The organism is Vibrio sp. TMPB1044, from assembly GCF_030442075.1.
GTDB classification, from domain to species: Bacteria; Pseudomonadota; Gammaproteobacteria; order Enterobacterales; family Vibrionaceae; genus Vibrio; species Vibrio satsumensis.
Genome location: NZ_JAUJED010000010.1, coordinates 103,433 through 124,508, shown reverse-complemented (window position 1 = coordinate 124,508; position 21,076 = coordinate 103,433). Strand labels below are relative to the sequence as shown.

General features: G+C 45.7%; 17 protein-coding genes. 1 reads left to right on the top strand and 16 read right to left on the bottom strand.

The genetic code is table 11. The features are described from left to right. Positions 1–19: 19 nt before the first annotated feature. The 16 genes from astA to pilM form a co-directional block, all read right to left on the bottom strand. A complete protein-coding gene (gene astA / locus QQ041_RS05985) occupies positions 20–1,039 on the bottom strand; it encodes an arginine N-succinyltransferase (RefSeq protein ID WP_123285401.1) in 1,020 nt (339 codons plus the stop codon). A 107-nt stretch (positions 1,040–1,146) separates the two neighbouring features. After that, positions 1,147–2,358, bottom strand: a complete 1,212-nt coding sequence (locus QQ041_RS05980) for an aspartate aminotransferase family protein (protein ID WP_048662993.1) — start codon at positions 2,356–2,358, stop codon at positions 1,147–1,149. A 464-nt stretch (positions 2,359–2,822) separates the two neighbouring features. Then, entirely contained in the window at positions 2,823–3,401 is a 579-nt protein-coding gene (locus QQ041_RS05975) for an aminodeoxychorismate/anthranilate synthase component II (protein ID WP_285953313.1), read from the bottom strand. Positions 3,402–3,601: 200 nt separating this feature from the next. Then, the gene (locus tag QQ041_RS05970; RefSeq protein WP_285953312.1) at positions 3,602–6,196 is read right to left on the bottom strand and encodes an ExeM/NucH family extracellular endonuclease; all 2,595 of its coding nucleotides are present in this window, start codon (positions 6,194–6,196) and stop codon (positions 3,602–3,604) included. Positions 6,197–6,581: 385 nt separating this feature from the next. Continuing rightward, positions 6,582–7,598: a tryptophan--tRNA ligase gene (gene trpS / locus QQ041_RS05965; protein WP_210446805.1), complete on the bottom strand. Its 1,017-nt coding sequence runs from the start codon at positions 7,596–7,598 to the stop codon at positions 6,582–6,584. Positions 7,599–7,749: 151 nt separating this feature from the next. After that, a complete protein-coding gene (locus QQ041_RS05960) occupies positions 7,750–8,436 on the bottom strand; it encodes a phosphoglycolate phosphatase (RefSeq protein WP_146492437.1) in 687 nt (228 codons plus the stop codon). 118 nt (positions 8,437–8,554) lie between these two features. After that, on the bottom strand, positions 8,555–9,229 hold the full coding sequence (gene rpe / locus QQ041_RS05955; protein ID WP_017068835.1) for a ribulose-phosphate 3-epimerase: 675 nt from the start codon (positions 9,227–9,229) through the stop codon (positions 8,555–8,557). A gap of 204 nt (positions 9,230–9,433) precedes the next feature. Next, positions 9,434–10,279, bottom strand: coding sequence for a Dam family site-specific DNA-(adenine-N6)-methyltransferase (locus QQ041_RS05950; RefSeq protein ID WP_017632098.1), 846 nt, complete (start codon positions 10,277–10,279; stop codon positions 9,434–9,436). A gap of 69 nt (positions 10,280–10,348) precedes the next feature. Further along, positions 10,349–11,866, bottom strand: a complete 1,518-nt coding sequence (locus QQ041_RS05945; RefSeq protein WP_285953311.1) for an AAA family ATPase — start codon at positions 11,864–11,866, stop codon at positions 10,349–10,351. Between the two features lie 79 nt (positions 11,867–11,945). Further along, positions 11,946–13,034 (bottom strand): 3-dehydroquinate synthase, encoded by a 1,089-nt coding sequence (gene aroB, locus QQ041_RS05940; protein ID WP_285953310.1) that lies wholly within the window; start codon positions 13,032–13,034, stop codon positions 11,946–11,948. Between the two features lie 25 nt (positions 13,035–13,059). After that, positions 13,060–13,578 (bottom strand): shikimate kinase AroK, encoded by a 519-nt coding sequence (gene aroK, locus QQ041_RS05935; protein ID WP_017061125.1) that lies wholly within the window; start codon positions 13,576–13,578, stop codon positions 13,060–13,062. A 176-nt stretch (positions 13,579–13,754) separates the two neighbouring features. Then, positions 13,755–15,473, bottom strand: a complete 1,719-nt coding sequence (locus QQ041_RS05930) for a type IV pilus secretin PilQ (RefSeq protein ID WP_285953309.1) — start codon at positions 15,471–15,473, stop codon at positions 13,755–13,757. Positions 15,474–15,508: 35 nt separating this feature from the next. Then, a complete protein-coding gene (locus QQ041_RS05925; protein ID WP_210446842.1) occupies positions 15,509–16,027 on the bottom strand; it encodes a pilus assembly protein PilP in 519 nt (172 codons plus the stop codon). Then, entirely contained in the window at positions 16,014–16,643 is a 630-nt protein-coding gene (locus QQ041_RS05920) for a type 4a pilus biogenesis protein PilO (RefSeq protein WP_146492434.1), read from the bottom strand. The genes QQ041_RS05925 and QQ041_RS05920 overlap by 14 nt, the downstream gene beginning before the upstream one ends. Continuing rightward, complete coding sequence (locus QQ041_RS05915) at positions 16,636–17,250, bottom strand: PilN domain-containing protein (RefSeq protein ID WP_285953308.1); 615 nt, start codon at positions 17,248–17,250, stop codon at positions 16,636–16,638. The genes QQ041_RS05920 and QQ041_RS05915 overlap by 8 nt, the downstream gene beginning before the upstream one ends. Next, positions 17,234–18,259 carry a type IV pilus assembly protein PilM gene (gene pilM / locus QQ041_RS05910; RefSeq protein WP_285953307.1) on the bottom strand — a complete coding sequence of 342 codons (1,026 nt, stop codon included), beginning with the start codon at positions 18,257–18,259 and terminating at the stop codon, positions 17,234–17,236. Before pilM ends, QQ041_RS05915 begins: the two co-directional genes overlap by 17 nt. Before the next feature lie 151 nt (positions 18,260–18,410). On the opposite strand from pilM, the gene QQ041_RS05905 reads away from it, so the two are divergent. After that, the gene (locus tag QQ041_RS05905; RefSeq protein WP_285953306.1) at positions 18,411–20,972 is read left to right on the top strand and encodes a penicillin-binding protein 1A; all 2,562 of its coding nucleotides are present in this window, start codon (positions 18,411–18,413) and stop codon (positions 20,970–20,972) included. Positions 20,973–21,076: the final 104 nt, after the last annotated feature.

Genomic DNA, 21,076 nt, shown 5'->3' with positions numbered 1-21,076 from the left:
CGACAGATAATCGCTGCTCTTACTGAGCCAACATGCGAACGAATTCGCCTTCTTTTACTTCAAGAGCGCTTGCTACTTCAGATGATAAAATCACTGTGTCGCTTGCTTGGTCATACGCGCCTTTCGCGGCTACTGCGCGGAAGTTCTCAAATGATGTATTCCCAATTAGGAAGTCTTTAGAGCTTGAGTGCTCTGCAATTTTCACCTGAGCTCTAATCGCATGACGCACAGATTCGATGTTTCTTAAATCACACTCAACCGTTGGGCCCGCATCAAAGATATCGACATAGCCACGGTTGGTGAAACCTTCACGTTCCAACAACTTAAGTGCAGGGCGCGTATTGTCATGAACCTCTCCGATCACCGCCTGAGCTTCTTTGCTCAGTAGGTTCACATAGATAGGTAGCTTCGGCATAAGATCAGCAATGAAGCCTTTCTTACCAATACCGGTTAGATAATCAGCAAGTGTGAAATCAATCGAGAAGAAGTGTTCTTGCAGCCATTGCCAGAAAGGAGAATTACCTTCGGCATCCGATACCCCCCGCATCTCAGCAAAAATTGTTTTCGAGAAACGCTCTGGGTGTTCAGCCATCAGTAGGAATCGGCACTTCGACATCAAACGACCGTTCAAACCACCACGGAAGTCAGGGCGCAAGAATAACGTGCAAATTTCACTGCATCCGGTGTAGTTATTACCAAAAGTCAGTAGCTTAACCACGTTATTAACGCCAAGCTTTTGCGATGAATGAACCACCTTGCTGATGTGATAAGAGTAAAACGGTACATCCCAGCCAATCGAGGCTTCGATACCCGTGGTACCTGCAACTTCACCCGTTTCGGTATCAAAGCCAACCATTAGGTAGCCTTCATCACCGGGTTCAGTCACGTCTGGTTTGGCAAAGCTGTATTCAGAGTGAGTAATACGGTTAGTTAACAGTTCTTCGTTAACAGGAAGAGATGTGAATCCGTGACCAGATTCAACCGCGCAAGTATGCAGCGCATCGTAATCAGATAATTTTATTGGGCGAACAACTAGCATCAATATTCCCTCCAGATGCAAAATAGGCCCAAAACCAGAAGCTTGGGCCTTTAGCAGAACGTCATGGGATCGCTCTATTGGCGATCATTCCTATGACGCCGCTCAGGCTAAACTAGCGTAGCGATTGCTTTGTCTAGTTTTGATAGGCCTTCTTCAATTTCTTGTGTAGTAATGACCAGTGATGGCGTGAAACGAACCACGTTTGCACCAGCAACCAGTACCATCAAGCCTTGTTCGCCTGCTGCTACTAATACGTCACGTGCACGGCCTTGCCACTCTTCGTTAAGCGCAGCACCTAGTAGTAGGCCTTTGCCACGAACTTCACTGAAGATTTGGTACTTGTCGTTAATCTTAGCAAGACCATCACGGAACAATGCTTCGCGCTCTTTCACGCCAGCTAATGTTTCAGGTTGGCTAACCACATCAACAACCGCTTCTGCAACAGCACACGCCAGTGGGTTACCACCGTAAGTAGAGCCATGCGTACCGACTTTTAGATGTGTCGCTAATTCAGTCGTCGTGAGCATTGCACCAATAGGAAAACCACCACCCAGTGATTTAGCAGTGCTCAAGATGTCTGGTGTTACACCTAGACCTTGGTAAGCATAAAAGTTACCAGTACGGCCGTTACCGGTTTGTACTTCATCAAAGATAAGTAGTGCATTGTGTTTGTCACACAGTTCACGAACTGTGTTCACGAATTCAGAGGTTGGTGAGATGATACCGCCCTCGCCTTGCAGAGGTTCCATCATGATTGCACAAGTGCGATCAGAGATGTGCGCTTCTAGTGCTGCAATATCATTGTAAGGAAGGTGAGTTACATCGCCCGGTTTAGGACCGAAGCCATCAGAGTAAGCTTCTTGACCACCAACCGTTACGGTAAAGAAAGTACGACCGTGGAAACCTTGTTTGAATGCAATGATTTCAGATTTCTCAGGACCGTGAACATCCGCCGCCCAACGACGAGCTAGCTTTAGAGCTGCTTCGTTCGCTTCCGCGCCAGAGTTTGCAAAGAATACTTTTTCTGCAAAACATACGTCTGTTAGCTTTTTCGCTAGACGCAGTGCAGGTTCGTTGGTCATCACGTTACTTAGGTGCCAAATCTTGTTTGCTTGCTCAGTAACTGCGTTAACCATTGCCGGGTGACAGTGACCCAAACAGCTCACAGCGATACCACCAGCAAAGTCGATATACTCTCGGCCTTGTTGGTCCCAAACGCGTGCGCCTTCCCCTTTTACCGGGATCATTTCCATTGGGTTATAACAAGGCACCATCACCTCATTAAACAGACTACGTTCTACTTTATTTTCCACTGTCATCGTACATTCCTTCTCGATACCGCAAGCTTCGCAAATAAGCGTAATGGTTCATAAGTGAGACAAAGATATTTTGTCTCGCCATAATCCCGCTGCAGCATTATATTTACATTTAATTAACCTTTTCAATAGTAGATTATTCTTTAGCCATCCCTAACAACCAGCTAAACGTCACTACCTATGACTATTTATGCATCAATTAATCTGTTTTATGAAGCTTTTTTTACCTAAACGTATAACCAGCAATAGCAAAGCCTTACTGGCACAGCGGTATATAGGGTTCGAGAGGAAATAAGGCGAATAATTTTGCATAGGCTAAAAACTTAGCGAAGCGAGAGAGAAATGTTATAAAAAGTGATCGGCGTCAGAGGGAGAGAGGCGCGTAAAGCCCGAATTTAAACGCTTAACGAATAAGCTGATAGGTTTAACTGGCTTATTTAGACGGAGAAAGAGTCAAATTTAAACACTTAGCGTGCTAGGAAGTTAGCGAGAATCTGGTGTCCTTGCTCTGTTTTAATCGATTCAGGGTGAAATTGTACCGCATCAATCGGCAAGGTTTTGTGTTGATAACCCATGATCTCATCCATGCTGCCATCTTCAAATTCCGTCCAAGACGTCAGTTCAAAGCAATCTGGTAGCGTGCCATTTTTCACCACGAGTGAGTGGTAACGTGTCACGGTCAATGGGTTGTTCAATCCTTGAAAAACACTCTTACCATTGTGGCGTATCGGAGAGGTTTTACCGTGCATCACTTGTCTGGCTCTCACCACTTCACCACCAAATACTTGAGCGATGGCTTGATGACCAAGACACACACCTAAGATCGGCAACTTACCCACGAAGTGTTCAATGACTTGCAGAGAGATTCCCGCATCATCCGGTGTACAAGGACCCGGCGAGATAACAAGGTGACTAGGATTCAGCGCTTCGATACCTGCGATATCAATCTCATCGTTGCGTACAACTTTTACAGTTACCCCTAACTCACAGAAATACTGATACAAGTTATAGGTAAAGGAGTCGTAGTTATCGATGATAAGTAACATGGGTCGAAATCGTTTGCTAAATACTAAAGGATTGGGAGATATAGGGGCGGTATTGTGCAATACCCATAGCGAAAGGCAAGTGGAAACTGCATTTCGCCAATAATTAAGGCCAACCTAGGTTGACCTTAATTGTTTACAGATAGCCTTAAGTTATCTGAATTGGCTTGCTTGTATGGCAAGCCAATCTATTTGTGATTTAGCTACTTGCGACGACGCCACATTGCTAGGCCAAACAATGACATCAACGCACCTAAGCCGAATGAACCGCCGACTCTGAGCTCAAGAACCGCAGGGTCATGATCCGATGAACGGAAGTGATCCTGGTACTTAGGCAGGTCGCCTTTGTACTCTTCGTTGTAGTCAAACAACGTCGATTCACCACCGTTAATGTGCCAGTCAGTTGCATCCACCACCCTGTCTTTCAGGCTATCGCTGATCAACAGGTGATCCAGTGCGCCCACTTCGTCATTGTATGAGTAGCTCCAGCTATCTGGGTGCTTTTGAGCTACAGCATTAATGTAACCGTAGTTCTTAGTAATCACCGCACCGCTGTCACCAAACTGTTCAACACCATCAATGTAAGTGTTACGAGCCGCTTTGATTTGCTTACCGTATTTCTCTTCAGAGTAATCCGTTAGCACCAGCATTGGATCTTCCATGCCGTACGAGTTCATATCACCCAGAATCACTTTATGGCCTTCAATGCCGTCTAACGCTTCACCCAGTGCCACCGCCGCAGCTACGCGGAAGTTCTCACATGAGCCTTGCTTATCGGCATCCACACCACCTTGACCGCCCTGTTCAACCGGTGCTGCATCTTCCCAACACTTAGATCCTTTCGATTTAAAGTGGTTAATCGCTACGGTCAGTTTCTCTTTGGTGCCTTTAACTTTAAAGGTTGGCGCTAATGAGTCACGCTGGTAGTTCTTACCGTCCTCAATCACCTTACCTGAATCGTCTAACACCTCTGGTGCTTGTTGGCTTGGCATAGCGATAACGCGGCTGTCTTTAAGCTTAACCACCTTCTTACGGTAGATAACACCCGTTGTGATTACGTCGGTACCAATCGAGTCCATCTCGTCGGTTACGCCATCTTCATTTGAATCAACAGCGACAAACGTATAACGGTCTTTCTTACGCTCAATGCGATCATTCAGCTGGTTAACAAGCTGTTGAATAGCAGAACCTTCACCAAAGCCGTTGTTCTCAATTTCCATCAAACCAATGATGTCAGCGTCTAGACGAAGAATCGCGTTTACAATTTTCTCTTGTTGTACTTCAAACTCAGTGATGGTGTTTGCACCACGGTTATTACCATGCTGGTTCGCATCACCACCAAATGGAGAGTTGAAGTAGTTCAGTACATTAAAGGTCGCAATACGTAAGTCGCCTTCATCCATATCTGGTTTGTCGGTACGCGGGTCGTTGCGAACGAAGTTTTCAGCGGTGATCTGGTTAGTCGTGATGAGGCGGTACTCGCCATAGCTGTAGGTCAACACGCCTTCTAGACCAACAATAGTGTCATCAATACGGATATAGTCTTCCGTTGAGCCATCTTGGTCGATGTCGGTACGACCAAAATCTGGGTAGAAAGGCACCTGTCCATCACCCGATTTTTGATCGGTTTCAACGAAAAGACGGCGGTCTGCGTTGTCTTCAGTTTGCTGCTTCGCTTCGTCAGAACCTGCTGCAAAAAGCTGGTTCGGCTGCATGTTAATACGCTCATGTGCCAATACCATGTTGTTACGACGACCTGCGTAGTCATAACCAAAGGTGCGTGTCACACGCATATCAAGTGCTTCAGTTGTTTTCACCAACATGCCTTCGTAGCGCTCAAGCGTTGCTGCGAAGTTCTCGTCACTGTCTAAGGCTTCAATCGCTGTCGCTTCTGGCGCCTGCTGCTCACCCTGCTTGAGCCATTGATTGTTTTCAACTTTAAGCTGAGTGTGGCTGTAGTATTCTTGAACCTTACCTTTCACACACACCACATCACCGGCTACTAGCTCTGAGCTCGACTGGTTGGTATGAATAAATAGGCCTTCAGAAGTGCTTGAGTTGAAATCATCCTCAAGTGCTTGCAGGTAGAAGCCCTTGGTTAGGCCTGTTGTCACCGCACTTACCACACCTTTAACAAAGTATTCATCATCGGTGATGTACGGGTAGCCATCAATGAACGGTGATGTTGCACCCTCACCTTGGATTTCTTGAATGGTGGTGAATACTGGGTCAGAGCCATCTTGTGTACAAGTAAACGCTTCTGGCAGTTCAACACTGTCTAGTGAACCTAAACCTTCAATGCTATCTTTTGGTAGCGATACCCATTGCGAAGCATCGAATGTTGCCGAAGGGGTTTGTGTCGCTCGAACCAAAGTAACATCTTTACCCCAGTCGACATCGCCCATCAAACCAACAACATCATGTACCGAACCGTCTGAATTCAAGATAGCTAACGGGTCGTCACCGTTATGATTAGCGATAGAAGCATTAATGATGTCAGCTTGAGCTTTTATCTCATCACTCGCACTAGAATGTGCGACCACAAGTACTTCACCGGGCGCTAAAACGTGGCCATCCAAAGGTAAAGTGGCACCCCATGATCCGTTGCCATTCGCAGATTTCGCCAACGAGTAACCATCTAAATTAATGCTGCTATCGCCGTTATTGGCGATCTCAACCGCTTTGTTGTAGCTGCCGCCTTCCACATATTGTGAAATAAACAAATCAGCGTGTGCGCTTGTGGTTAACAAGCTACCAATTGCCACTACTAGCAATGAAGGTTTGTGTAAAAGAGCCATCCGTTTCACCTGAGTTCATTGAGTTATAGTCACTGCCACCTATGGGCAGTCATGTATTTTGTGGTAACTATCAGGTTTATTTATGAAAGGAATAAGTCAGTTGGCAAGAAAATGAGGAACTTATCACTTTGGAATCATCAATTGTTTGGCACGTTATATATTTCCAACATATATAGAAACGAGCATAATTTTATAAAGCCCGAGAGGGCCAAATAAGATCATCTGCACAACATTAAAGCCACGAGTGTGCTAGCCAAATACTGCGTAAATTATCAATTCAAACAAAGGGTTTTCGGGGAGGGCAAATGGAATGGGCATTAAAAAGCCCAAAGTAAACAAAAGTTACTTTGGGCTCAAATTCTCAAGCGAGTTATTTTAGTTCAATCTATGGGCGAGTAACAAAACCTACTGCTTCGTATGCTTTTTTCAGAGTCACAGCAGCACGCTCAGAGGCTTTTTCAGCACCCGCTTTCATTACTGAGTCCATGTAAGCGCGGTCAGCACGGATACGATGGTATTCAGCTTGAATCGGCTCAAGCATCTCAACTAATGCTGCGCCTACATCTTTCTTGAATGGACCGTACATTTCAACGCCTTGGTACTGCGCTTCGATCTCTTCAAACGTTTTACCCGTCGCCGCAGAGTAAAGACCCATTAGGTTAGAGATACCCGCTTTGTTTTCCCAATCGTGGGCAATGCGTGGTGGTGTTTCTGCATCCGTTTGCGCTTTGTTGATCTTCTTGATGATCGACTTAGGCTCTTCTAGCAGAGTAATCACATTCTTACGGTTGTCATCCGACTTAGACATCTTCTTCGTCGCATCTTGCAGGCTCATTACACGTGCATTCACTGTTGGAATGTAAGGTTCAGGCACTTGGAAGATTGGTGTTTCAGGGCCGTAGATGTTGTTAAAGCGAGTTGCGATATCACGCGCTAGCTCTAAGTGTTGTTTCTGGTCGCTACCTACAGGCACTTGGTGAGCGCCGTAAAGCAAGATATCTGCAGCCATCAACACTGGGTAGTCGTATAAGCCTACGTTTACGTCGTTTGAGTGACGTGCAGACTTATCTTTAAACTGAGTCATACGGCTCAGTTCACCCATTTGCGTGTAACAGTTAAGAAGCCAACCAAGTTGAGCATGCTCTGGTACGTGTGACTGAACAAATAGCGTGCTCTTCTTTGGATCAACACCGACAGCAAGACAGATTGCTAGTGCGTCTAGAGTCGCTTCATGCAGTGCTTTCGGGTCTTGGCGAACCGTAATTGCGTGAAGGTCTACAACACAGTATTGGCAATCGTAATCATCTTGCATCTGTTGCCATTGACGTAGAGCACCCAAGTAGTTACCGATACTTAGTTCACCAGATGGTTGAACACCACTCAATACGATGGGCTTGCTCATGGTTTTAATTCCTTTGCTTATTCGCTAAGTTTATTGAACGCTTAGCTTCTTAACTTAAATATAGAAAAGCCGCACAGCTCTTTCTGCGCGGCTCATCCAGTGTACTCATTGATAAGTATTTTGCTAGTGGGTTAGCTAACTTTTGTACGCTTTATGCTGAAACTAGAACGACATCTAGTAATTGAGCAACGTTATCCGCCACATAGTCAGGGTTTGATGCTGAAATTGGCTCGCCGTGGTTGTAGCCGTAAGTCAGACCAAATGAGTGGCAACCCGCATTCTTCGCCGCTTTGATATCGTTGCTTGAATCACCAACCATCAACATCTCTTCCGCTTTCACGTTGTGCTTTTCTAGCAACCAGTTCAGCGCTACTGGGTTCGGTTTTTTCTCTGGGAAAGAGTCTCCGCCCAACACATCAACAAAGTACTTATCGATACCGTGTTGCGCCAGAACGTCGGGTACAAACTTCGATGGCTTGTTGGTCACAAGCGCCATAGTGAAACCCGCTTTATGTAGTTCAGCTAGCGTCTCTTTTACTGATGGGTAAAGGTGGCTCAGCTTATGGCCGCCCTGCTCGTAGAAATCATCAAACAGGATGCGTGCTTTCTTCAGCAGCTCAGGCTCTAGGCTTGGGTCAACCGCAAGGTTGCGGCTGAGTGAACGCCCGATAAGCACGTCAGCACCATTACCCACGTAGTCGCGAACTTGTTCTTCACTCACTGAAGGGAAACCCAGTTCCTGACAAGCTTGGTCAGCGGCGACAGCCAAATCAGGCACGCTGTCTAACAAGGTTCCATCCAAATCAAAGGCGATCAGTTTTATTGAGCTTAATGACATCTTACTTTCCTATTAATTATATTCGTCTTATGTGTTGAGCGATAAGACGTAAAAAAGGGGCCAATGAGCCCCTTTATCTAAATTTTTGATTTTAGGTCAACTGACCCTAGTTCTACTTTTATGCGTTAACTTTTGCAAGCTCTGCACGCATCTCATCAATCACTTCTTTGTAATCTGGTTGATTGAAGATAGCTGAACCTGCGACGAACATATCTGCTCCCGCTTCTGCGATTTCACGGATGTTATCAACCTTCACGCCGCCATCAATCTCAAGGCGAATATCACGACCTGATTCGTCAATTAGCTTACGAACTGCACGTAGCTTATCAAGCGTGTGAGGAATGAAAGATTGACCACCAAAACCAGGGTTCACAGACATTAGTAGAATCATGTCTACTTTGTCCATGATGTAATCTAGGCAAGACAGAGGTGTTGCTGGGTTAAGAACGACACCCGCTTTACAGCCGTGTTCTTTGATTAGCTGTAGAGTGCGATCGATGTGTTCTGATGCTTCAACGTGGAAAGTAATCATTGATGCGCCAGCTTTTGCAAACTCAGGCACGATGCTGTCGACTGGTTTAACCATTAGGTGAACGTCGATAGGAGCAGTAATGCCGTAGTCGCGCAGCGCTTTACAGATAGGCGCGCCAAAAGTCAGGTTAGGTACGTAGTGGTTGTCCATCACATCGAAGTGCACAACATCAGCACCAGCTGCGAGTACTTTTTCTACGTCTTCACCAAGACGAGCAAAATCTGCAGACAAAATCGATGGAGCGATTAGAAAATCTTTCATACCAAACCTCTTAAGAGTGAGTAAATTGCGAATGTCACCGCCTTAGTGAGCTCTCATACACAAATACAAGACTCAAGCCCAAGACTATTTGGTGTGCAATTCTACCTAAGCACCTAAGCAGATCCTAGCAGTTCGAAAGATTAGTTTAAGAAAGTATCCGTTGGTCACTCAATTTAATGAGTTTGGCGGTGATTCTGACCAGTACTATTCCGCTGATACGTGTTGCTGGTTTTTCTCTTTATGGAAAAGCGCCAGTAACTCATCAACTTTATTACGCCCAGCGCCGTTACGGCTGATGGTGCGCTTCACCTTCACCACGTTCAGTTCCGCACCATGATATAAGCGACGCGTTAGTGTCGTATCGTGGTTTGAAATCAAAACTGGAATACCACGTTCCATTGCGGCTTTTTCAGCGACATCAGCCAAGGCTGCCTGATCATCTAAGCTGAAGCCATTACCTGCGTAAGAGGTAAAGTTAGCGGTATTTGATAGCGGTGCGTACGGAGGGTCACAGTAAACCACGCAGCCTTTGCGAGCACGGCTAAAGGTTTCATGGTATCCCTCACAGACGAAGGTGGCCTTTTTCGCTTTCTCAGCAAAAAACTCCAGCTCTGCTTCTGGGAAGTAAGGTTTTTTGTAAGAACCAAACGGAACGTTAAAACCGCCCTTCTTGTTGTAACGACACAAGCCATTGAAGCCAAAACGGTTCATATACAAGAAGGCAAGCGAACGATACATGACGTTGTCGGTATCGTTGAACTGAGCACGAATATCTAGAAAGGCTTCTTTGCGATTATTCTCAGGACAGAACCAGCGCTTCGCTTCCGTGATATACGTTTCAGGATCGGTTTTAAGTAGATTATACAGGTTGATAAGATCGGGATTGATATCAGCTAGTAGGTACTGTTCAAAGTCAGTATTCAGAAATACTGAGCCGGCACCGACAAACGGTTCTACCAATTTACGAGCAGGTGGCAGGTGACGTTGGATGTCTTCAACTAGGCCATATTTACCACCAGCCCATTTTAGAAAGGCACGCTGCTTTTTCATTTACTGCTCTATCTATCAACTCAAAAATAAGGCTGCGGAATGTAACATATTTTGAGGCTAAGCTCAGGGTTATTTCGCACGTTCTATCTCTCGATGTACTTGATTCATCGATTTTGCCCAAGGTTCCAACTGTTGAAGTGGTTTTGATAACGCACTTACCGCATCTCGCGCCACTTGAATCGTTGGGTAATCTTGATAAGTGATAATAAACCACTTGGTGTCGTTACGAAGTGTTGGGTAAATACGAACCTTGTTCTCAAGGTCATACTCTTCAATGAAAGATTGTACGTCTTCCAATGAAGTCATCGCACTCAACTGCAAGGTATACGCGCGCGGCGAGATAGCTTGTAACTCTTCACGAGCAAATGAGAAGGTGATCTTTTTGGTCGGCGGTGTTGAGTCAGTTAGGTCTGATTCTTCATCGACTGTTGGTTGTGGTTCGGCTTGTGCAGAATCAGGTTGCGCGCTAACCACTGCAGCTGTGTTTTCTTCAACTGCAGCATCAATCGCACTGGTATCCGCACTCTCAGGTTTATCATCAAGCAGAGCATCAACCACGTCAGAGGTGATCACAACACGCTGCTGATCTTGTTCGACTTCTCCAACACTCGCGGTATCTTCAACGACAGTCGGTGGCAGAGACGAACTATCATCATCGGCACCTTGGTAACTCATGTCGGTTTCAGCTTCCGAATCAACAGAACCATCGACGCCAGTTTGTTCAGTGCCACTTTCCACTTCAAAGGTTGGAATAGCCGTCTGTTCAATCGGTGCGATAAGCGACTGCGCTTTATCGTCTGGTGTTGGTTGACTAAGCATCCACCAATAACCACCACCAATTAACAACAATAACAAAGCCACCACGATCGCGATATTGATGGGTGAGCCAATGATTGAGCGAATAATAATCCTTTTTTCCACTTTCAATTCTCCTAAAGCCATTAACTCGCCGGGCAGAGGTTGCGCTTTACTAAACGCACGTCGCACGCGAGTTTCAGACTCATCATCAACATATCGAATCACCAGTGATTCAAAGAAATGTTCAGCTTCTGGTTGTGAAAGGTCATCGATCTCAAGATCGATAGGCTTGTGTTGTTGACCGTAACTCAAACGCGTTAACAACGTATCTAAGTGGCCAGGTTCCGAGAAGAGAACGATATTGATCGTCCATTGAGGGTTTGATTGAGCTTCTAGTACCAACATCCATAATTCGGATACCAATAGCTCAGAAAGTCGTTGGGCATCATCAACGACGATAACCACACTGCACGGCTCTCCATCCAGCAACCTTGTCAGGCTATCTGATAAAGAATCATGTTGATTAAACAGGGGGTCAGAAACAATTTGGCTAAGAATAAGTGCGCGACGTTGTTGATCGTCCTGGCTTGGATGACAAAGCAGTAAACACTGATTTTTTTCTGTCGACCATGCTTCAAGATAACACTGAGCCAACCAAGATCGGCCAGAGCCAACTTTGCCAGCAACCGTCACAAGGTTTGAACCAAAGTTAGTCAAAAGCTGTAAGCGCTCTAGCAGCTCAACTTGAGACTCTAACTCCAATACTCTTAATTCATGAGCCAAACTCATTGGGGATCCCTACTGATAAGATCGATCAGTAAAACGCTTCAGTTGCCTAGAGTTTAGCTAGGCAACCTCACAACCAAATTTAAAGAGTACGGCAGAAATCGATCGCTTGTTTAATGATGTCTTGAGGCACATCAGCAACCACTTCAGCAGTACCAATACTTGTTGGTAATACCAAACGTAATTGACCAGACAGCACTTTTTTATCGCGCATCATATGCTTCATAAAGTCTTCAAAAGACATGCTTTCTGGCGTATGGATTGGTAGTTTCGCATTCTTGAGTATAGAAATAATTCGCTCAAGTTGCTGCTGAGAGATCAGCCCCTGTAATTGAGCTGTTTTAGCTGCCATTACAGTGCCTGACGAAACAGCTTCACCATGTAGCCAATTACCATAGCCTAGTTCTGCTTCAATCGCATGACCAAATGTATGACCTAGGTTCAATAACGCTCTGATTCCTGACTCTTTTTCATCTAGAGCCACCACTTCAGCCTTAATTGCACAACAACGAGCAATCGCGGTGATCAGTGCTTCTTCATCAAGTTGATAAAGTTTCTCTAGATTCTGCTCCAACCAATCAAAGAAGGCTTCATCGTAAATGATGCCGTATTTGATCACCTCAGCAATGCCCGCTGCAAACTCACGCTCTGGAAGCGTTGATAAACAGTTGGTATCGATGATCACAGATTTCGGTTGGTAAAAAGCACCGATCATATTCTTACCAAGAGGATGGTTTACTGCGGTTTTACCACCAACAGAAGAGTCCACTTGAGAAAGAAGGGTCGTCGGGATTTGAATGAAATCAATACCGCGTTGGTAACAAGAGGCAGCAAAACCGACCAAGTCACCGATTACACCACCACCTAAAGCAATCACCACCACATCGCGGCTGTAATTTCCTTCAAGCATGTAGCTCATCACTGAATTGAACGTTTCAAGGGTTTTGTACTGTTCACCGTCTGGCAGCTCGAGAAGAGATGTCTGACAGCCGACTTGAACCAATAGCGATAAAATTTTATCAGCATAAAGAGGCGCTACTGTCACATTACTGATAACAACAACTTTCTGCTTACCTGATAAAAAAGAAAGGTACGCCGGGTCTTCAAATAACCCGGCGCCAATAGAGATAGGGTAGCTACGCTCAGCTAGATTGACCGTAATCCGTTCCATGGGTTTGCTCTCCGAAAAAATGAACTTAACGTTCTTCTAGCATTTTTACGATCTGGTTGGCTACCACTTTTGCACTTTGGTCGTCAGTACGAACTGTGTAGTCCGCCACTTCTTCGTATAGTGCGTTGCGAGATACAGCTAGATCTTCTAGCACATCACGCGGGTTGTCTGTTTGAAGTAGAGGGCGTTTCTTGTCGCGGTTAGTGCGAGCAAGTTGCTTTTCAATTGTTGTCTCTAGGTATACAACAATGCCTCGTGCAGATAGACGGTTACGGTTTTCTTTGCTCAACACTGAACCACCACCTGTCGCAAGAACAATACCTTGTTCTTCTGTCAGATCATTGATTACAGATTCTTCGCGCTTACGGAAACCTTCTTCGCCCTCAACATCAAAAACCCATGCGATGTCTGCGCCAGTGCGCTCTTCGATCACAGTGTCAGAGTCTAGAAACTCCATATGAAGTTGGGAAGCTAGGTGTCTACCAATTGTACTTTTGCCGGCGCCCATTGGGCCAACAAGAAAAATATTGCGTTTCTCAGCCATGTTTTTAGCAGTAATTTACAACGTTAATTCAATGACATCGCCACAAGGTAGGTCAGTACAAGTACTGAAATTAAAAGGCCCGTGGCACCGATTCCTCACAGATAATTCGTGATAAGACCCGAAATTATCAAGGTTAGGTGCCACTAATGCAACTTTATTTTTAATCTAATTGTTCATTACTGAATCACAACTTTAGGTGTGACAAAAATAAGCAGTTCACTTTTACCCACATTTTCATAGCTGCGACGGAACAATGCACCCAAAACTGGCAGGTCTCCTAACAGAGGAACTTTATCCACCGTACTGCTCACGCTGTGTTGAAATATCCCGCCAAGCACGACAGTTTCACCATTATTAACAAGCACTTGCGTACCTATTCTTTGCGTATCAATTGCGACCGCCTCACCGGTTCCGGTTTTTACCACTTGCCCTGGTCTATCTTGAGTCACGCTCAAATCCAATACCAAACGATTGTCGGGCGTGATCTGCGGTGTCACCTTAAGACTCAACACGGCTTTCTTAAACGCGACCGACGTAGCGCCACTTGAAGAGGACTCTAAATAAGGAATTTCAGTACCTTGCTCAATATAGGCGGGCTTTTTATTGGTGGTGATTAAGCGTGGGCTCGAAATAATTTCAGCTTTCGACTCTTGTTGCAGTGCTGACAATTCAAGATCAAGCAAGGTATCCGAACCCAACTTGGCTACCTGAAACGCAATACTCGAAGCGTTCGGCGATGTTGCTCCTAAATTTACGTTGAGATAGTCATCAATCACGCTGCTGCCGCTATCGTCGTCATACGGCGTAATCGCTGATGGGTGGTTACCTTCAATTGAACCGCCAACGGTGAAGCTTCCGTTGGTTGATGAAACACCCCAGCGCACACCAAGCTCATCCAGGTTACCCTCGGTAACAGTGACGATACGCGCCTCTATCTGTACTTGCTTCACTGGAATGTCTAACGATTCAATGATGCCTCGGATCACGGCAATGTTTTCTTCCAGCTCACGAATGAGTAGTGAGTTGGTGCGCTCATCAATGGTAATTGAGCCACGATCGGACAACATACTGACCGCGCCTTCACCGCCAATCATGTCGGCAATGTCGGTGGCTTTAGCAAAGTTAATCTTGATGATTTCCGACTTAAGCTCCCCTAACTCCTCTTCCAAGCGAGATTTCTCTAACGCTTGTTGCTCTCGAAGATCGAGTTCCGCTTTCGGCGCGACCAAGATAACATTGCGATCAACACGCTTATCCAAGCCTTTAACTTGCAAGATAATGTCGAGAACTTGCTGCCAAGGTACGCCATCTAAACGTAACGTCAGGTTTCCGGCTACCGAATCAGACACCACGAGATTGAAATCGTTATAGTCGGCAATCAACTGCAGGACATTTCGTACTGGGATATCTTGGAAGTTAATCGATATCAGCTTGCCCTCTTTCTCTAGAACGCTTTTTTCTTTGGTCACTTCATCAATAACCGGTTTGCTGATCACCACCTCAATAAAGCGCCCCTTTAGATTATATTCATACTGATAGTCATTGCTAATCGTCGCTAGAAGCCGAGTGCTTGGTGTCTCTTTGTAGACCTCAATACCTTCAACCAAGGTGGCGAAGTCTTTCACATCCAGTAGGTAAAGCTTGTCATCATCAACCTGAGTATTGATTAACTCGATACTTAACCCTTCCTGAGCACGTTGAACATCCACCACAGCGGTACTGGTCGCCAGCTCAATGATGATGACGGCGTCTTTATCCTTGTTCACTCTAAAATCAATATTCTCTAATTTATTAGGTAAGCTCTCGGCATAGCTGAGCACGCTAACAACCAACATCACAGACACAGCAAAACCTTGTAGAGCCTTGCTTACTAATCTACTTATTCCTTTAATCATATTTACATCTCATATCCACATCATGTGACATTGGTTTACTTCAGAGCCAGCCTAACGTTGCGCTTATGCCAACAACCTAAGCCATCTGGAAGAGTTTCATTAATCTGAACGTACTGGCTCGTCACCTTAGTAACTCGGCCATTGTTTAAGCCGATAAACTGGCCTTTCTTGACGTTTACCACGTTGCCTTTGGGTGTTTGCACTAAGCCAAATACACTTGTTCCGCTTCCCATGACGCCTCTTAAACGAAGCTTACTCAACGGGTACTTCTCTAACTTGCCATTACGAGAACGAGCGCTGGGTTGCCAACAGTCTTTTTTCACCAAGGGTTGATTTTGCACAATGGCTTCTTTAGGCAGTTCAAAGGGAGGACGAAAAGCTTGGCGCTGATAGGTCGCCGCCGTGAATTCAGTTGCTGGGACAAGTTGCTCAACGTCTTTTCTGGCCTTGGCTTCAACTTGCGCGACAAAGTCTGGCAGTGAGTCTTGATTAGCCTTGCAGCCTGATAACGCAAGCAGCAACACGATTGAGTAAAACGCACTATTGGGTTTCATCATTGACCTCCGATTTAAACTGGTAGGTATAAGCTCGAACCCTAAAGTGCAGCGTGCTGCTTTCTTGACTGACTCGCTGCCAATTCACATCATCAAAGCTGATAATGCGCGGCAGCTTGGCGATGGCAGCAGAAAAGTCACCAATCTCGTGATAGTCACCTGTCAGCTCAATATTGAGAGGCAATCGATAGAGGAACTCCTTGTTCTGCTTTTGCCCCCAATCAATTCGCGTGAAGGTCAGCGAGTTATCCAAGCCGAGCTCATTCACTGACGCCAACATACTGGCCAGTTCTTTTTGAACGGGCAGCTGCTCTAACAAGTAATCGTAACGGCTGGTTAACTCCTCTAATTGGCTCTGGAGTTTAGGTAAGGCTGCAACCTTATTCGCCTTTATTCGCAAGGTCGTTTTTAAGGTGTGCTCCTGTTGCTTCATCTGTTGCAGTTCATCGTCGAGCGGCAGCACATAAAGCCAAGTGCCAACACCTTGGATTAACACTATCAACACCAGAATCACGAGAAGCTGAGGCAACAATGGCCATTCGGTGATCTCATCAACATCGAGATCTTGCAAGCTCATCCTATTTTGCCAACTAATCCTATTTTGAAGGTTAGCCATGATGTGCCCCCTTCTCTTTTCTGCTCGCGGCAGTGCTCTCTGCGGTTGTGTTTTCTAAAGACACAGGGCTGAACACAAAAGAGACCTTGAAGGTCTGAAACTCTTTATTGAAGCGTTTGCGGTTATGAACGATAGAGTGCATCTCAACCCCTTTCAGAGAATCTGAACGCTCGAGGTTATCCAACATCGTGGCGAGACGAGCCGTACTGTCGCTGATACCCGACATTTCAATCTCCTGACCATTCATCTTTATCTTGTCGACATATACACCCTCAGGAATCAGCTCCGGCATTAGGTTCATGAAGTCGGTGGTCTTATTGCGGCCAAGCTGTAAAGACTCCACCACATCTAGTCGAGTGAGAATGGCTTTGTGCTCTTGTTCGGCGACTTTTAATGACTGAATCTGTCGGTCGAGCTCAGCGATGTATTGATTGAGATAGCTAAGGCGCGCTTGCTGCTTGGCTTGTTGGTCGTGAAAATAGTTACCGACCGCCCATTGCCCACCAAGCGCAATGATGACACCGAGAATGACCAGATGAACAAAACGCTTCTTATGCTGAGCACGAATCTCATCACGCCAAGGCAGCAGGTTAATTTGATGCAACATGCTTTTCTCCCTGCCACTTGAGTCCACTCATCGCCATACCCGCGGCAATGCCAAAGTGTTGCCAGTCCATTGGCAGTCGACGTCTCTTGGCGACCTTGTTCTCAAACAGAGACAAAGGATTCAATGACTCACAGCTCAGCTGAAAATGGCGCTCTAGCTCTTCGGTTACCATAGGAATGCTGGCACCCTCACCCATCAGCCAGATCCCAGAGATAGGTTGCTGCGCATTTCCCGATGAATAAAGCTGTAATTGACGCTTGAGCTTCTCAATCAAATTAACAATGAATTGATGGGTATCTTCAGCCGTGCCGAGCACACCTTCTGTATCACTTGGGTTATCCGAGCTGCGAAGATCTTGAGTACCAAAAGCGATGTCTTTATAGAAAGGCACTGAATTCTGCGGGATAACTCCTAGCGACGTTTGGTCGATGCCAACATCCACCAGCAGCCAGTTTTTCTTTTCGGGATACAGACGCGAGGCTAGTTGCCAGATATTGAGCAGCCCATGTGCCTGTGTATCTACCACCACAGGTTTAAAACCAGCCTTAGTTAATGCATAAGCTCGGCTATCCACCACTTCCTTACGAGTGGCGTATACCTGATAACTGCTTGTCGAACCTTTACCAAATCGTTTGTCTTCCAGCTTTACAAAATCTAAACTCAGCTCCTCGATAGGAAAGGGAGATTGATGGGCGAAGGTTTGATAGATAGAAAACTCTTTTTCTCTGTCTTCTAACTCACTCTCTATTTGCAGTACTTTGCTGATCACCGTGTTATCAGGTACCGAAATGGCGACGTTGCGACAGCCAAAAGGCAGTCCTTTCCTAAGTTCTTTAAGTTTCTTAACAGTTTTCTGATACTCCAAAGTATGGTTAGCTGTAAAAATGTCGTCCGAAATCGGCAGCTCTTTGTATCCCACTAGGGCATACAACTCCCCCACGGGTTTTAGTACCACGGCTTTGATGCTGTGATGATTTATATCTATACCTGTAATTAATGATGAACCCATGTGACCTAGCTCCTGAAGTGCCAAGCATTTCGTTGATTATCTAGGGGTTGTGATTATTAGTTAAATAAGCGTTAATAAACGAAAGCTAAGTTTTTAGCCTAGAGTACAAGGGTTTGCTGCTTATCAGCCTTAACTAATCAGGGATTATCCGGTGAAGTTCATAAAGCGATTATTCATATTTACATTGATTTGCATGATTCTTGGAGTCAGTACAATTTTCGGGTTTTATTATTACGTAAAACCAGAGTTGCCTGATGTTGCCACTTTGCGCGACGTAGAACTCCAAACGCCGATGCAAGTCTTCAGTCAAGACGGTAAGTTGATCTCTCAATTTGGTGAAAAGCGTCGTAACCCGGTGACTTATGACGAGATTCCTCGCCACTTAGTTGAGGCTCTGATTGCCACCGAAGATAGCCGTTTCTACGAACACCCAGGTATTGACCCAATCGGTATTACTCGTGCAGCGATCGTGGTTGCTATGTCGGGTTCTGCAAAACAAGGTGCGAGTACCATTACTCAGCAGCTTGCGCGTAACTTCTTCTTATCTAATGAGAAAACGTACATGCGTAAGATTAAAGAGATCTTCATTGCGATCCACATTGAGCAACTGCTTAGCAAAGAAGAGATCATGGAGCTGTACGTAAACAAGATCTTCCTTGGCCACCGCTCATATGGCTTCGGCGCAGCAGCGCGTGTTTACTTCGGTAAAGATCTTCCAGATCTAACCCTAAGTGAGCTAGCTACGCTTGCAGGTATGCCAAAAGCACCATCAACAATGAACCCTATTTATTCTGTCGAGCGCGCGACTAACCGTCGTAACGTTGTATTACGTCGTATGTTAGACGAGAAATACATCACTCAAGCAGAGTTTGATGAAGCTCGCAGTGAAAAGCTGATCTCGAAGTACCATGGTGCAGAAATTGAACTGAGCGCACCGTATGTTGCAGAAGTTGCACGTGCTTGGATGGTGGAACGCTATGGCGAAGCCGCTTATACATCAGGTATGAAGGTCTACACCACCGTTGATTCAAAACTACAGAAAGCAGCGAACCAAGCAGCGATTAAGAACCTGCTTGGCTACGATGAGCGTCACGGCTACCGCGGTGCTGAAAAAGTCTTATGGCAAACCGAGCAATCAGCTTGGGACCACGACAAGATCGTTAAACACCTTAAGTCTCAGCCAACCTATGGTGACCTAGTCCCTGCGGTTGTAACTTCAGTTGACTCGAAAAGCGCTCAGGTTTGGGTTAAAAACCAAGGTGAAGGCACAATTGAATGGCAAGGCATGAACTGGGCACGTAAGTTCCTAACAGACAATCGCCAAGGCCCTGCTCCATCTCAAGCAAAAGAGATTCTAGCTGTTGGTGAGCAAGTTTGGGTTCGCCATGAAGCCGTAACAGGCGACGAAGTCTCTGAAGAGCCGACAGAAGAGTCAGCAACGGCAGAATCAAAAACGCCGATTGTATGGCGACTAAGCCAAGTACCTAATGCGAATACCGCATTTGTTGCAATGAACCCGAACAACGGCGCGGTATTGTCGATGGTCGGTGGCTTTAACTTTGTTCACAACAAGTTCAACCGTGCAACACAATCTATTCGTCAGGTGGGTTCTGGTATCAAACCATTTATCTACTCAGCAGCGATTGAGAAAGGCTTAACGCTAGCCTCACTAATCAACGATGCACCGATTAACCAATGGGATAAGAGCCAAGGTACAGCATGGCGACCAAAGAACTCGCCACCGACTTACGTGGGTCCAACTCGTTTACGTATTGGCTTAGCTCAATCTAAAAACGTAATGGCGGTACGTGTACTGCGTGAAGTTGGCTTAGATGACACTCGTAACTACCTAACTCGCTTTGGCTTTGATATTGACGAAGTACCGCGTTCTGAAACTATTGCGCTAGGTGCTGGTAGCTTAACGCCAATGAAAGTAGCGCAAGGTTACTCAGTATTCGCTAACGGTGGTTACTACGTTGAACCTTTCTACATCAGCCGCATTGAGACACCATTTGGTGAGACTGAGTTTGAAGCGACACCAAAAGTAGTTTGTAAAGACGATTGCCAACAGCAAATAACCACAGACCCAATGGCTGATGAATTTGCAGAACAAGATGTGGATGCCAAAGTACAATACGCACCTCAAGTTATCTCTGAACAGAACGCATTCCTTGTTCGTGAAATGATGTACAGCAACATCTGGGGTGGCGGTGATTGGAGCGCTGGCACTGGTTGGAACGGTACTGGTTGGCGTGCGCAGCCGTTGAAGCGTCGTGACATTGGCGGCAAAACGGGTACCACCAACGATTCAAAAGATACTTGGTACAGCGGCTACGGCCCTGGCATGGTTGCAACGGTATGGGTTGGTTTTGATAACCACAACCGCAACCTAGGCAGAACCAAAGCGAACTCGAACCTTGGTAAGAATCAGATTACTGGTGCAGAAGCTGGCGCGAAAACAGCAGAACCTGCATGGGTTGATTTCATGGGTACGGCGTTAGCGGGCGTTCCTGCTGAGCGTAAAGAGCTTCCAGAAAACATCGTTCGTGTTCGTATCGACCGTGAGACTGGCTTACTGACCAACAAGTTCGATAGCTCATCAATGTTCGAGTACTTCGAGAAAGGCACAGAGCCAACCGAATACATCACTGAACGTTTCAATGACGACATCTACTCAACCTCATCAGGTGAAGCAGTAGAAGAGCTGTTCTAACTAGGGTTTGTTGAACCTAGTAACATGAACCAATAAAAAGGGTTGATATGCATTCATATCAACCCTTTTTTTATATCTATATCTGACCAGACTAGGCTCTAAAC